This is a genomic window from Nocardia sp. NBC_01499 (assembly GCF_045040275.1).
Classification (GTDB): Bacteria; Actinomycetota; Actinomycetes; order Mycobacteriales; family Mycobacteriaceae; genus Nocardia.
The window spans coordinates 1,449,691-1,464,118 of record NZ_CP109426.1 but is presented as its reverse complement, the minus strand read 5'-3'; the positions used below and the strand labels follow the sequence as shown (position 1 = coordinate 1,464,118).

Genomic DNA, 14,428 nt, shown 5'->3' with positions numbered 1-14,428 from the left:
CAGAAAGTAACCTACATCCATGCATGCCGACATTGACGGCGCGATTCGGATCGCTCGTCTCGCCGCCGAGTTCGACTGGACCGGGAAGATCGATGACCTAGAACCCTTCTGTGCCGCAGCCGGATGGGAACTTGTCCAGGCAGAGGGTATGGACCCGTGGATCCGCACCGATTTCGCGGTCAACAGTCCCGTCGCCACGGTCGACCTGATGAAACGGCAGATCGACCTGCTGTCGATCTACGCCACCGATCTCGGCGACTCCGAGACTCCGCACGCTCTGGTCGAACGTGAGGTGAATGACTGCTTTGCCGAACTGGGCCAGGCATTGACTGACACCCTCGGCACGCCAACACGTCGCGAAACCGGCGAAGACGCAATGCTCGGATGGGACCTACCCAAGGTAGTCATCCGATTGACAACCAGCCTCGCCACGGTCTTGTTGAAGCTGGTCAGCCTTCAATACCAGGCCGAACTCGATGAGCCCGACCCCGAGGACGAGGACTGACAGCCCCACCTTGGCGCCCTGAGGCGCGATGTCGGTGCGGGTGGCGGATGGTTGCAGGCTCAGTACTGTCGGTAGACCGCAAGCGCATCGCCTTGTCGGCCATCGCCTCGCCCGACCCCGAGCAGGAAGTAACCTACGCGGCGTGTATGCCGATATCGAGGGCGCGATCCGTGTCGTCCGTCTCGCCGCGGAGTTCGACTGGACTGGCAAGATCGACGACGTCGAACCGTTATGCGGCGCTGCCGGGTGGGAGATCGTCGAAGAAGAGGGCAAGATCCCCGTCATCCGGACCGACCTCGCCGTCAACGACCCCTTCGCCTCCATCCACCGGCGCAAACGGCGGATGGATTACCTGTCGATCTACGTCACCGACGTCGCCCCTCCTGATTCCATACCCCTCGACGTCGAACCCGAGTTACGGGCTCATTTCACCGATCTGGGCCAAGCGTTGACCGAAACGTTAGGCGCACCAACACGTCACGATATCGGTATCGACATCGATGAGACGCTTCGATGGGACCTGTCGCAGATCGTTATCCGATTGGTGAGGAGCATCGGCGCGGTGTATGTCGACGTGGTCGGCCGCCAGTACCAGGCCGAAATGGATGAGCCTGAGCCCGAGGACGAAGACTGATACACAAGGGCCTGCGGGTCGACAGACCAGCTGCGACAACCATGTTCGTCTCGCAGTCAATGCCTTCACAGTCGGGATGAGCGCCTAACTCAATCCTGCATCTCCTTCCGACCAGAGCGGAAAGTGAGCCTACGCACATGCATGCCGATATCGAGGGCGCGATCCGCATCGCCCGTCTCGCCGCCGAGTTCGACTGGACCGGGAAGGTCGATGACGTAGAACCCTTCTGTGCCGCAGCCGGATGGGAGCTTGTTCAGGGAGAGGGTATCTCTCCGTGGATCCGCACCGATTTCGCGGTGAACCGGCCCATCGCCGCGGTCGACCTGATGAAACGCCGGATCGATCTGTTGTCGATCTATGCCACCGACGTCGCTGACGTGGAGGCTCCGTACGCTCGTGTCAAAGGTGAGGTGTATGACTGTTTTGTCGAATTGGGCCAGGCATTGACGGAGACCCTCGGCCCGCCGACACGTCGCGAAGCCGGCGAAGACGCCATGCTCGGGTGGGACCTGCCGAAGATAGTCGTCGAATTGACGACCAGCATCGGGGCGGTTTACCTCGACCTTGTCAGCTGCGAGTATCGGGCCGAACTCGATGAGTATTGCGCGGAAGACGACGACTGACCGCAGCTGCGACACGTGTGCTGACTGTCTGAGCTGGCCAGTTCGGTTGGGGCGAAGCGGTGTCAGGCTTGTGCGGAAGACGTCGCCAGATTCTTACTTGGCACGACGGATACGCCGCGGCGAGTCACTCGCACCCGTAAACCGTTGGTGTGAACCATGATCGAGCCGACTACGGCCGCCGCGCATGCGGATACCGCGCCGCAGGCGAGCAGGCCGATTCGTGGGCCCCACTCTTCGGTGACCCAGCCGATGATCGGTGCGCCGATGGGGGTGCCTCCGGTGAAGACGATCATGTGCAGCGACATCACCCGGCCCCGCATCGTCGGTTCGGTGGCCAACTGGATCGTGGAGTTGCTCGAGGTAAGAAAGGTGAGCCCGAGGAAACCCACGATGGTCAGCATCGCCGTGAACAGCCAGTACTGCGGCGCGAACGCCGTCACGGCCTCGAGGACGCCGAAGCCGAAGGCGGTACCGATCAGCAGGCGCATTCGGACCCGCGGGCGCCGCGAGGCCAGCAACGCGCCCACCAATGCCCCGACCGCCAGCGCGGTATTGAGCAGCCCGTAGCGCCCGGCGTCGATATGGAAGACGTGATAGGCGAAACCTGACAGCACGGTCGGGAAGTTGTATCCGAAGGTGCAGACGAACCCCACCAGCACGAGCGGCCCGATCAGCTCCGGACGAACAGCTACATAGCGCAAACCCTCACGCAGCTGTCCCTTTTCGCGTGACAGCCGCGGCACCGGGCGCAGCTGGTCGGGCCGCATCAGCAGCAACCCACCGACCACCGCTATGAAGGAGACGGCGTTGATCGCGAACGCCCACCCGGAACCGAGCGCCGCGATCACCGCACCGGCCAGCGCTGGGCCGGTCATCGACGCGGTCTCGAAGTTCACCGCGTTGAGGCTGACCGCATTGCGCAGTTGTTCTTGACCGACCATTTCGGCGACGAACGTCTGCCGGGTGGGACTGTCCACCACCGTGACCAGCCCGAGCAGCAAGGCCAGCAGGTAGACGTGCCAGACATGCACCGACCCGGTGAGCGTCAGGATCGCGAGCACAGCGGCCAGTACACCCATAGAGCTCTGGGTGAGCATCAGCAACCCTCGCTTACCGAAGCGGTCCGCGATCACCCCGCCGTAGAGGCCCAACAGTAGTACCGGCATGAACTGCATGGCGATGGTGATCCCGACAGCGAAGGAGCTGCCGGTCAGGTTGAGTACGAGCCAGTCTTGGGCGATGCGCTGCATCCAGGTCCCGGTATTGGAGACCACTTGTCCGGCGAAGTAGTAGCGGTAGTTGCGGACCGCCAGTGAGGCGAACATGCCACCCGCGCGGCGGGACAGGGGCACCACCGGGGCGGCAGTGTCCGGGTCGTATTCGCCGTCTCGGATCATCGAGCTCACTGCTATCCCCCTGCTGTTTGAACCCCGTGGTGTTCGGCCCGGCTGGAATGGTGGCCACCGACCCCAAAAGCCCACGCGTGCTGGGTAAGCCGACGTTCGCTGTCTCCTGGCTCCGGATACTGCGGCCCCACCCCCGACCTGGCCGACCACAACTAGCGCCGCCGCCATCAAACTAGTCGATGAGATTGCCTCCACGGGGCGGACGCCTGGTCTTCAGCCCACTCACTGGGAGTGTCGGGATAACGGCGGATCTTGATCTCGGTCCGATTGGCCGAACCTGATGGTTCGGCAGGAAGGACCGACGAATGTCGGAGACACTCGATGCCGTGACCAACGATGCGGTGGACACCAAGAAGCTGGCCCAGCAGCTGCTCGCTCAGGCCAAGGAACAAGGAATCGATCTGGTCGGGCCGGGCGGGCTGCTCAACCAACTGACCAAGACCGTGCTCGAAACCGCGCTGGAAGCGGAGATGACCGAGCACGTCGGCTATGAGAAGCACGACCCGGCTGGGCGTGGAAGTGGCAACTCCCGCAACGGAACTCGATCCAAGACCGTGGTCACCGAGATCGGTCCGGTCGACATCGATGTCCCGCGCGATACGAGTTCCTCGTTCGAACCCAAGATCGTCCGCAAGCGTCAGCGGCGACTGTCGGGGGTGGACGAGATCGTGTTGTCGTTGACCGCGAAAGGACTGACGACCGGCGAGATCTCGGCGCATTTCGCCGAGATCTATGGAACCTCGGTGTCGAAGGACACGATCTCGACGATCACCGACAAGGTTGTCGCGGAGATGGTCGATTGGTGCAACCGGCCCCTGGATCGCGTCTATCCGGTCCTGTTCATCGATGCCATCCACGTCAAGATCAGAGATGGTCAGGTGGCCAACCGCCCGATCTATGTGGTCATCGGCGTCACCACCGCCGGGGAACGCGACATCTTGGGTTTGTGGGCCGGCGAGGGCGGTGAAGGCGCCAAATTCTGGCTGCAAGTGCTCACAGAGCTCAAGAACCGCGGCGTCGCCGACGTCTGCATCGCCGTCTGTGACGGACTCAAGGGGCTGCCCGAGGCGATCAACACCGTCTGGGAACGCACGATCGTGCAAACCTGCGTAATCCACTTGCTGCGCAACAGTTTCCGCTACGCGGGCCGTCAGCACTGGGCCGAGATGAGCCGCGACCTCAAACCGGTCTACACCGCGGCGACCGAGGCCGCGGCCCGCGAACGGTTCGGCGAGTTCACCACGAAATGGGGTGGCCGCTACCCGGCGATCGTCAAACTCTGGAACAACGCCTGGACCGAGTTCACACCGTTCCTCGACTACGACGTCGAGATCCGGCGAATCATCTGCTCCACCAACGCGATTGAATCATTGAACGCCCGCTACCGGCGCGCGATCCGCGCCCGCGGGCACTTCCCCAGCGAGCAATCGGCGTTGAAATGCCTGTATCTGGTGACCCGTTCCCTGGACCCCACCGGTCATGGCCGGGCACGATGGGCGATGCGGTGGAAACCGGCCCTCAACGCTTTCGCCATCACCTTCGAAGGCCGGATCCACCCGACCGGGAACTAACCCACACCGAGACCGGATCCACCGTTAAACCGAAACTCCCCACTCACTCACTGGTAACGGTCATGTATTCGGTGAGTGCGCTATTCCCGGTGTAGCGGCCATGTGGTCCGGCTGGTGTGGGGCTCGAGTTGCGTTGCCGGTCACAGGGTTTCATCGGCTGTGAGTACGACGGAGTTCCACTGCGACACGTGTACGGTGGGGGTGTTCATCGATGTGTCAGTTCGTGGGTGGGCCCGTCGTTATGGATAGCTGACAACAGCACGCTGTCCGAACGGGTGGGTATGGCCACGTGGCAGGTTTGGACTTCGTGGGGGGACAGTGTGAGGGGCAGATTTGTTCGGTGGGCTGCTATCGGGGGAGTATCCGCGCTTCTGACGTGGATTGGTACGAGCGCAGCCGTCGCGGAACCGGCCATCGATCCTGGGCCGGTTGTCGTCAGCCTGCCTGCGCCGACGGGTCCCGCCGCGATCGGAGTGGTTGACCTGCATTTGCGTGACCAGTCCCGAGTCGACCCCTGGGCCGTCGATAACCACCAGCGCGAGTTGATGATCAGTATCTGGTATCCCGCAACGAATGCGGGGGCTACGCCGGTGCGGCCGTGGATGGCTTCGGGTGCGTTGCGGGCGTGGCGCCAGGATATGCATGACAGGCGAGGGATGCCGACAACGGGCTGGACTCCCGCGCCCAGCCACGGCCATCTCGGGGCCGATGCCGATCCTGCGGGTGGGCCGCGGCCGGTGTTGCTGTATTCGCCTGGCGCAGGTGTTCCTCGCGCGCTGGGTACCGTACAAGCCGAGGATTTGGCCAGCCACGGCTACATCGTCGTGAGTGTGGACGCGTTCGACACCGACGCGGTGCAGTATCCGGGCGGGCGGGTGGCGCTTCCGCCCATACCGGATCCGAATCTGTCACGCGAACAGTTGTTGGACCTTCTGTTGTCGATCCGGTTGGCCGATACGCGGTTCGTGCTCGACCGACTGGTCGACATCGCAGCCGGGCATGACCCTGATGTGAGCGGAACTCCGTTGCCCGCCAATCTGACCCGCATGATGGACTTGTCGAGGATAGGTATGTTCGGGCACTCGCTCGGTGGTGCCACCACCGTTGCGGCGATGCACGAGGACAGCCGGATTCGCGCTGGTGTGAACCTCGACGGTCCGGTGATGGGGACGGTCGCCGCCGACGGGCTGTCGCAGCCGGTTGTATTGCTCGGCAGCGACGTTCATCGTCGCCGCGAGGACGATCCCACCTGGCAACAGTTCCGGACGACCGGTGGTGGTTTGAAGCTGCAGTTCTGGCTCGCCGGCTCCGAGCACTCGTCGTTCACCGACCTCCAGGTCATCGCTCCCGCGCTAGTCGCGGCGGGTCTGTGGAAGCCCGAAGATGTCCAGGCGTGGGGATTGGCCGGTATCGGCACTATCGACCCGAACGACTCTGTTGCCGTGCAGCGAGGATTCCTGCGCACATTCTTCGACGCCGCCCTCGACAACCACACTGATCTTGCGGTAGCGCCCGAGGAGCTGCTCCATCCCGGATTGATCCCGATGCCCTGAACACCACCCGAAACTTGTCACGACCGACGCACTAACCGCTGGGCGCGCGTTCGTTCTTCGGTTCACAATGACTGTGAATCACAAGCCGGGCAACGCATTTGGGAACAGGAGTTACCGACATGACTACCGACCTGAGGATCCGGTTCACCGTCGACGACGAAGTGCTCTCACGCCTGTACACCGACGCCTTCGGCGGCGACTACACCCTGACCCCTTGGCGAGAACAACTCGAACGGCACAGCAGATCCTGGATCGGGGCATTTATCGATGAGCGCTTGGTCGGCTTCGTTCACGCAATTTGGGATGGCGGAAGACACGCGTTCCTCCTCGACACCATGGTTGCCCCCGACCTGCACCATCACGGTATCGGCACCACACTGGTCGCCGCCCTCGTTGATGATCTCCGCAGTCTCGGCGTCGAATGGCTCCACGTCGACTACGAACCACACCTCAGCGACTTCTATCGAAACGCCTGCGGATTCAACACCACCGAAGCCGGACTACTCCGACTGAACTCAATTGGGCAGGCAACATTTGCCGCATCCCTGCCAGACTGCTCGAATGATTGTCAGACTCGCACGAGAGCAGGACTTCCCTTCCTTCCTCAGCCTGGCAGCCCAGGTCGAGCATTGGTTCGGCCCCATGGTCAACGATCCTGGCTTCCATCGCACAGTGGAAAAGCACATCCTCCAGTCAGCAGCGCTCGTCGCGGTCTCCTCAGGTCTGGAAGTCCTCGGCGGCCTGATGTTCGGCACGAAGGCACCGAGCTACCACATTCACTGGCTCGTCGTCTCCGAGCAGCAACGCGGAAACCGCGTTGGCACAGCGCTATTGACAGATATGACACGCAGGTTCACGCAGGTTCCGGGGAACATCGAGGTGGTCACCTTCGGCATCGACCATCCAGGCGCAATCACCAGCGGCGCGCGAGCCTTCTACCAGAGCCTCGGCTTCACACCCGCCGAGGCGGCCACTCCCGGACCGGAAGGCGGTTCCCGGCAGGTCTATCGCCGAGCTATCACCTGATACACGCACCCTTCGCAAGGCCGAACACCTCATTAAGAGGGGTTTTGCCCAGCTCGAAGTAGCGGTGCCTTCCCGCGCGGACACCATCCGCGGATTGGGAAGGACACCACTGGTGAGGTCATCATCGGAATGGACCCGCACAAACGCTCGGCCACGATCGAAATCATCAACTCCGCAGCAGCGGTGCTGACGACGGGGCGATATGACACCGACAACGCCGACTACAGCGCAATGCTCACCGCTGCAAGGCGATACCCGGATCGGGTGTGGGCGATCGAGGAATGCAACGGTATCGGCCGACACCTCGCCCACCGCCTGGTCCATGACGGTGAAACCGTCATGGACCAGGCGGCAGTACCGTCCGAATCATGAGGGCACGATCGCGTCCCGCCTATTCGCGTCGCGAGCGGCTATCCGGTCGCGCCGTTCCTCGAATTTGAGGGTGCGTTGCTGGTATTCCGTCAGAAATGCATCGAGTCGCTCACGGGCCTGCTCGCCACGGGCGGTGAAGTCGTTGCGCTCGAACACTTTCCATAGCCGCAGCACGGGCATGATGACCTCGTCGAGGTGTTGGCGCATGTCGTAGATGCCGTGTTTGGCCATCAGCACGCCGTAACGGCGGAAGTTGGGATTGCCGGCGCCGGGCATCTGGAAGTTCATCAGCATGATGCTGACCGCCTCCATGGCCTGGTCCGGGGCGAGGTCCAGCGCCGCGCCGTACAGGTTCCGGTAGAAGATCATGTGCAGGTTCTCGTCGGCGGAGATGCGTTGCAACATTGTGTCCGCGACGGGGTCGTTGCACACCTTGCCGGTGTTGCGGTGGCTGATTCGGGTGGCCAGTTCCTGGAACGTCACATACGCCATGCCATACAGCACACCGGCTTCAGGGACCTGGCTTTGATCGAGGGTCGAGTAATCGATGGTGGCCAGTGGATCGAACCCGGTGGTCATCGCGGCCATACGGGCGTGTTCGAGTTCGACCGGGTCCACGCCGCGGGTGACGAGCAGATAGTCACGCATCGCGATGCCGTGCCTGTTCTCTTCGGCAGTCCAGCGACCAACCCAGGTACCCCACGCGCCATCCTGGGAGAAGTTGTCCGCGATCACCCGGTGATAGGACGGCAAATTGTCCTCGGTGAGCAGATTGGTGATCATCGCGGCCTTGGCCACCTCCGACAGTCGCGACTGCCCGGGATCCCAGTCGATACCACCCATCGCGGCGAAGTTGCGGCCCTCGTCCCACGGCACATAGTCGTGCGGATGCCACGGCTTGGCCAGCGACAGATGCCGATGCACGTTCTCCTCGGCGACCGGCTCGAGCTCGATAAGCAACTCACGCTGAGTCAGCTCTCTCCCCAACGACTTTCCCCTCTCGGACCAATCAGCAACAGGTGCGCGTTCGCTCGGTGAACGAGAACGGCAGTGCCGGTACGCTAAGACCTCCACCCGGGTGGAGGTTCAAGAGACTGTGACAGACGACATACAACGCGGCATGCTGGTGAGCATCGGAGAGCTGGCTCGTGCGACCGGACTTGCGGTACGAACGATCCGGTTCTATTGCGATGAAGGGATTCTGGAACCGCAACGCAGTGCGGGCGGGCATCGGATGTTCGACCCGGACGACGCAACCGAACGTCTGCTACTGGTCCGGCGACTGCGTTCGCTGGGTCTCGGACTGGAATCGATCACCGACGTACTTCGTGAGGAACGATCGATTGCCGAGGCCGTTGCCGCCGAAAGCGCCCGGCTTGATATCGAATTCAGGTCATTGGCATGGCGACGAGCGTCACTGCGGGCAGTCGAGACAGCCGTCCCGGCGCAGCGGGCCGACCGGCTTGCGTTGCTGGCGGCCGTGCAGGACGGTAGTGCCGCTCACGATTGCCTGGTGCGATTCTGGCGGCGCGTCCTGACCGGGCTGGCCCGATGCGACTTCGACAGCTTCGTGTGCGGGAATATTCCGCAGCCACCCGCCGATCCGTCGCCAGGTGAGGTTGTCGCTTATGCCGAGTTGACTGCGCTCGTTGCCGAAACTGGGCTGCATGGTGCTGTGGGCCAACAACTCTGGGGGAGTCAGCCGGAGACGATACGTGACCGTCGAGGATTGTTCTTCAGTGTGGGTGACGTGCTGATGGATGTGTTTCCGCTCGTATCGGATGGTGTGCGACCGCATGACGGCGACGAACTCGATAGATTTGTAGACGCTCACGCCAACGCGCGAGGCGAACGTGATTCTCCGCAGTTCCGCAAGCAGTTGCAGGCCGACGCAACCGACACCGACCACCGCATCCACCGCTATTGGTCACTGTCGGCCCAACTCTCCAACACACCCGCCACGATCGGACAGGCGCACCATTGGTTGCATGGCGCGCTGAACCGCTCGACTGGCCACGCCTCGGAGAACTAGCCGGGCCCAGTTTGCCGCTTGGGGTCCAACGTTCGTTCTGACGAGCCCTCTCTGTGTCCCTGCGCGGTGCGTGCTGGGATTCGAGTGGTCATCACCGGTATTCGTCGCTGCTGCCCGTGCCGGATGGAAATAACCACCTATCGGCGGTCATGAGCGGGGACGCAGACTCGGACTGACCTACTGAAATCGGCTACGAGCGCGCATTGAGAAGCCGTGTCGATCAACAGATTTGGACGGCTGACCAACGCGCGGGTTGCGGCAGATGCGGGCGTACCAGCGGACCGTCGTATCGCCCGCCAGAACCACCCGACCAGCGGCCATTACCGCGCGTTTTTCGTGATCATGATCTGTACGTGTCGATCCGAAGACGTAGACGGTGTTGTGTCCCTGTGGATGTCAGCTGGGTTGAAGGTCGACGCGCACGCAAACATCGGTGCTCGTTGGGTTGTGGCCCTCGGCACGCACAAGCCATGACAGGTCGATTGATAGAGCGCATCGAAGCGTCGGCTGCTCAGGCGACCGAAATCCCGTTGTCCCACCCGGAAAACGTGGAGGTAGCGGTTCCAGCCGTGCTCTTTGGGTGAAGTTCGGCCGTGGTCGGGTCGCTCTGCTGATGCAGAGCCTTCTGACAGGCGGCAACACCTGACCGTCCGGGGCGTGGTGGTCAGGAGGTGTGACGCTTTGGGAGCCATCAAAACCATTAACTACCAGCACTGTTGATCATTTTCGAACCGTTTGTCACAACAGGCAAGCTAGGCTTTAGCCACAGGCAAGAAACGAATCGGAACTCCTTCCCCACAGTTTCTCGCCATTCTCGATTACGAGAAATCTTGACGGTGCTGATAGCCCGTCATTCCCAGCTCATGCGGCACGCCTCCGAACAACTATCAGGTTGAAAAGCGGGTTCAGAGCGTTGCCGCATGCGACGCCCCCTTGCGCGCCCGTTTCCCGCGGGTGGTCCGCAGTCGCAGACGTTGTCGCAGCACGGGGGCGTTGTAGTCCCGCTCCCGGAGCGACTCCCCTCACTCCGGGGGGCGGGACTCCTCTAACTCATCGAAATGGGTTTCCGTACAGGGAATTCCGTAAACACATAGAAAGGCTGTTCGCGTGATCACTGTTCTGACGTGCCGCGGCACCGGAGAGCATCTAGGTGCGCCGGCGAACATGCTCTCGTGCGTCACGCGCAGGTTGGAAGCACCAAGTACTTGATCGGTCCCGATGTCGACTACCCGGCCAGTATTGGTCCGGCCAATCCGCGCATGCCCGCCCCGCGTGCCCGCCTTCTGTAGGCATCGATTGCTTTGAAAGGAACAAACATTGGCCACCTATGTCAAGACGCTAACAGGTGATAGTACCGCCCGATTCGGGTTCAGAGGGACTGATCTCGGCTTCACCGCGATCACCAACCACGGATACTGCATCAGTATCTTCGGCGACACCTTCGACGCAGCCACACCCGACCCGCCGGCCACTGGCTGGCGGTCGCCGGTCGGTTTGCGGCAGCATAATGCCGATATTCAGAACGGCATAGTTTGGGATAACTGCATCGGCGGCGCGAGGGCGAAGGAGATGATTCCCTACCGGCATTCTCCTGCCGAGACCCCCGGACAGCCGATCACCGAGATTCCCAACGATCTGATCCATCTGCCCGATGGTCGCTACATCATGACCACCTTCGGGGTTCGCAACTGGGCAAATTCTAGTGCCGGCGGAAGCTGGAGCACATGGTATTCACGCATGTGGACCTCCACCGAGACCAACGCCGAGAACTGGGAACGTACAAAAGACCTGGATACCGGCAAAGAGAACATGGATTTCCGGAACGACGCCAACACCCAATGGCGTTATTTCCAGAACAACACCATGATCATGTGGCCGGGTGAGGACTGGGTGTACATCTACGGCACCAATGAAGGCCGATGGAACGGGGGCGGTATTCACCTCATGCGGGTCGACTGGCGGTCGATGTGGAAGCCGTCCACCTATCAGTTCTTTGGTCAGGACCGTGGCGGCAAATGGGGGTGGCGCGTCAATGGACCCGTGATGGCCATCCTCATGCCGTCGGTGTCGGGCAATGGTATCGGCGAGATTTCGGCGCAGGTGATCGACGGGAAGGTCGTGCTGTCCTACTGCGACGGAGTGCTGGGTGTGGTTACACGCACATCGCCGCGTCCGGAAGGGGTCTGGGCCGACTATCGCAGACATATCGACAGCGACGCTGCCCCCTTTCTGTACGCCCCGGTCATACACCCCTACAGCCATCTTGACGGCAAGGCGCAGATGCTGTTGTCGCAATGGCCGCACGCCGAAACCCCGAACGGAAGCAGAAGTACCTTCTATGGCGTCAAGCAGTGGCAGGTCGACTTGTCTCCTTCGACTGTCGAACTACCGAAGAAGTTGGCGAAATCAGTAGGCGACCTGTCGCGGCAACCTGCCGATCTTGCCGGATACACCGGCCCGCTTGCCCCGCCACTGAGTTCGCTCGAGACACCGGATCTGGTGGCGTTTTTATCCGATCATTCCGAGGACAACACCATGGACCGCGCCGATCTCACGGCGGCGATCGAGCAATCCCGCGCACCCAAAGAGCGCTTGACGATCTAGCGGCTTCCATTTTCATCCAACAATGCGTCTGCTGCGGATCCGTGGTCCCCCCGCTGCGTGCGGTCGATACTGCGGATCTGAGACAAATGTACTTACACATAATCAGCGCAATTCATAGATTGCGGCTGTACCGGAAATAGTGACCCGCATGGCACCGGTAAGGGTGGTTTCGATTGCGGTGTACACGAATTCATCGAAAGGAAGGATGCGCTCATGAGCGCTTCGGAAGTGAAGCAGGTTCAGGATTTCATCGTGGGATTCTGTGGTCCGATCGGCAGTGATGTCAAAGACATTCGGGAACAGTTGTGCGGGCAGGGTTCGCGTGATAGCGGTCAGTTCACGGGCTGGCGGCAGCTGGGTGGCAAATCGGTTGTCGACGCGTTGGCCGATATTCGCAATCGGGTGCTGAAGTGATAGATCAGCTGCGGCTCCGCGAGGTCACGTCCGCGGGCTTAGGGGGATAAGCATGTCATGGACTGGAGATCCGGTATGGCTCGCCGACGTGCTTCGCGAGGAAGGCCTTCGAGTCATCGAGCATGACGGCTGGCGGAATCGCGGTCACGGTGACATGAGAGACCTTCGCGGGGTCGTGTGCCACCACACCGGCGGCGGTGGGGCCAGTGACTGGGAGACCGTGCAGAACGGCCGTCCGGACCTGCCAGGTCCGCTGGCGCACCTGGTCTTGGAGAAGGATGGCACCTACCGGGTGATCGCGGCAGGCGTGTGCTGGCACGCTGGACGGGGTTCCTGGCCTGGCTGGCCGACCAACGACGCCAACTATTACACGATCGGCATCGAGGCCGTCTCGGTTGGCAACGGACGCGACTGGACGGCGGCACAGCTCGACGCCTACAAGCGTGGCTGCGCGGCGATCCTGCGCCGAATCGGCCGTGGTTCGGGCGATTGCGTGGGCCATTGGGAATACAGCTCTGAAGGAAAAAAGGACCCGGCCGGCATCGACATGAATGCGTTCCGGCGCGAGGTCCAGGTATTGATCGACAGGAAGGATGCGCCCATGAGTGCTGCGGAAGTGAAACAGATTCAGGATTTCATCAAGGGATTCTGTGGTCCGATCGGCAGTGATGCCAAAGACATTCGGGAACAGTTGTGCGGGCAGGGTTCGCGTGATAGCGGTCAGTTCACGGGTTGGCGGCAGCTGGGCGGAAAGTCGGTTGTCGACGCGTTGGCCGATATTCGGAACAGGGTGTTGAGCCGATAGAGTTGGTCACGGCCTGATGCGACAGCGGAACGGTCGGCTTTCGACGGTGGACTTACCAGGGTATACACCGTCTCCACCGCCGTTCCGCTGTCTCATGTCACGGCACGCGGTACCGCACAAGGAAATTCGCTCGATAGACAGTCCAGACCGCGAACTGAGTGGCAGGGCGTCTAATCATGAACCCACAGCGACCAGACTCGGCGCGTGCGGGACTGGCCGCACATCGCGGCTCTGTTGTCGACGGTCCGTGCGAGTATTGTGTCCGGGTACGAGCACGGCTCGCCGACAGTCACGATCTCGGGAACGAGCTCTGGGACGTCCCGCCAATAATACTTCCCGGGTGCCATGCCGAGACAAACCAGCAGCGTACCGTCGGCGATCTTGGCGAACTGTTGAAATGCGGTGCATGACGCACCCTCGAATACGCCGGTTACGGGGGTCGGTGCCGCCGTGGCCTGGGGCGGCTTTGCCGGGGCGGTCGGTTTGACCGGTGGGGCCGGTGCCGGTTGCCGGGACGATTGTGGCTGGGGTGGTGCGGGGGTTCCGGTATCCGCGGGTGCCGCCGGAGATGTGGTGGTGGAGGCGGAGGTTGGGATCGCCCGGGGTGTCGTGGTCGTGGAACTCGCTGCCGACGGACCGTTCGATTCCCCCCCGCATGCCGCTGACGCGGAGCTCACCGCGGCAACTGCGATGAGGGTTCCGACGGTACGACATAGAACAGACCTTTTGGTATGCATGACTTGATCATCGGAGGTCCTCGCGTGCCGTTACAACGGGGTGCTTCCAGGTGTCCATATGAACGAAACGGCAACCACCACTTCGGGACTCGGCTCGATCCTGCGATGGCACGATGACGTACACCTCCACCAACAATAGCGTCGCC

13 protein-coding genes and 2 pseudogenes are annotated in these 14,428 nt (G+C 61.9%); 13 read left to right on the top strand and 2 right to left on the bottom strand.

The genetic code is table 11. The features are described 5' to 3' along the window. Positions 1–19 precede the first annotated feature (19 nt). The 3 genes from OG203_RS06610 (at position 20) to OG203_RS06600 (ending at position 1,762) form a co-directional block, all read left to right on the top strand. Positions 20–505 (top strand): DUF6301 family protein, encoded by a 486-nt coding sequence (locus tag OG203_RS06610; RefSeq protein ID WP_405164775.1) that lies wholly within the window; start codon positions 20–22, stop codon positions 503–505. A 142-nt stretch (positions 506–647) separates the two neighbouring features. Beyond that, positions 648–1,139 (top strand): DUF6301 family protein, encoded by a 492-nt coding sequence (locus tag OG203_RS06605; RefSeq protein WP_405164774.1) that lies wholly within the window; start codon positions 648–650, stop codon positions 1,137–1,139. A 137-nt stretch (positions 1,140–1,276) separates the two neighbouring features. Further along, a complete protein-coding gene (locus tag OG203_RS06600; protein WP_405164773.1) occupies positions 1,277–1,762 on the top strand; it encodes a DUF6301 family protein in 486 nt (161 codons plus the stop codon). 62 nt (positions 1,763–1,824) lie between these two features. On the opposite strand, the gene OG203_RS06595 is transcribed toward OG203_RS06600, so the two are convergent. Then, positions 1,825–3,159, bottom strand: coding sequence for an MFS transporter (locus OG203_RS06595; RefSeq protein ID WP_405167786.1), 1,335 nt, complete (start codon positions 3,157–3,159; stop codon positions 1,825–1,827). Between the two features lie 314 nt (positions 3,160–3,473). Here OG203_RS06595 and OG203_RS06590 point away from each other — a divergent pair, with 314 nt between their 5' ends. The 5 genes and pseudogenes from OG203_RS06590 to OG203_RS06570 all read left to right on the top strand — a co-directional run bounded on the left by OG203_RS06590 (position 3,474) and on the right by OG203_RS06570 (position 7,690). After that, on the top strand, positions 3,474–4,739 hold the full coding sequence (locus tag OG203_RS06590) for an IS256 family transposase (protein ID WP_405162397.1): 1,266 nt from the start codon (positions 3,474–3,476) through the stop codon (positions 4,737–4,739). A 638-nt stretch (positions 4,740–5,377) separates the two neighbouring features. Further along, positions 5,378–6,292, top strand: a complete 915-nt coding sequence (locus tag OG203_RS06585) for an alpha/beta hydrolase family protein (RefSeq protein WP_405164772.1) — start codon at positions 5,378–5,380, stop codon at positions 6,290–6,292. 119 nt (positions 6,293–6,411) lie between these two features. Beyond that, positions 6,412–6,726, top strand: a pseudogene (locus OG203_RS06580) (GNAT family N-acetyltransferase); the annotation flags it as partial. A 127-nt stretch (positions 6,727–6,853) separates the two neighbouring features. Beyond that, positions 6,854–7,318 carry a GNAT family N-acetyltransferase gene (locus OG203_RS06575; RefSeq protein ID WP_405164771.1) on the top strand — a complete coding sequence of 155 codons (465 nt, stop codon included), beginning with the start codon at positions 6,854–6,856 and terminating at the stop codon, positions 7,316–7,318. A gap of 129 nt (positions 7,319–7,447) precedes the next feature. Next, complete coding sequence (locus OG203_RS06570) at positions 7,448–7,690, top strand: hypothetical protein (RefSeq protein WP_405164770.1); 243 nt, start codon at positions 7,448–7,450, stop codon at positions 7,688–7,690. On the opposite strand, the gene OG203_RS06565 is transcribed toward OG203_RS06570, so the two are convergent. After that, the gene (locus OG203_RS06565) at positions 7,685–8,677 is read right to left on the bottom strand and encodes an acyl-ACP desaturase (protein ID WP_405164769.1); all 993 of its coding nucleotides are present in this window, start codon (positions 8,675–8,677) and stop codon (positions 7,685–7,687) included. The two genes, OG203_RS06570 and OG203_RS06565, sit on opposite strands and share 6 nt — an antisense overlap. 133 nt (positions 8,678–8,810) lie before the next feature. Here OG203_RS06565 and OG203_RS06560 point away from each other — a divergent pair. The 5 genes and pseudogenes from OG203_RS06560 to OG203_RS06540 form a co-directional block, all read left to right on the top strand. Further along, a pseudogene (locus OG203_RS06560) lies at positions 8,811–9,011 on the top strand (MerR family transcriptional regulator); the annotation flags it as partial. A gap of 192 nt (positions 9,012–9,203) precedes the next feature. After that, the gene (locus OG203_RS06555; protein ID WP_405168217.1) at positions 9,204–9,722 is read left to right on the top strand and encodes a hypothetical protein; all 519 of its coding nucleotides are present in this window, start codon (positions 9,204–9,206) and stop codon (positions 9,720–9,722) included. Between the two features lie 1,317 nt (positions 9,723–11,039). Next, the gene (locus OG203_RS06550; protein WP_405164768.1) at positions 11,040–12,326 is read left to right on the top strand and encodes a DUF4185 domain-containing protein; all 1,287 of its coding nucleotides are present in this window, start codon (positions 11,040–11,042) and stop codon (positions 12,324–12,326) included. 213 nt (positions 12,327–12,539) lie between these two features. Then, a complete protein-coding gene (locus OG203_RS06545) occupies positions 12,540–12,740 on the top strand; it encodes a hypothetical protein (RefSeq protein ID WP_405164767.1) in 201 nt (66 codons plus the stop codon). Between the two features lie 52 nt (positions 12,741–12,792). Further along, positions 12,793–13,545 carry an N-acetylmuramoyl-L-alanine amidase gene (locus OG203_RS06540; protein WP_405164766.1) on the top strand — a complete coding sequence of 251 codons (753 nt, stop codon included), beginning with the start codon at positions 12,793–12,795 and terminating at the stop codon, positions 13,543–13,545. Positions 13,546–14,428 lie beyond the last annotated feature (883 nt).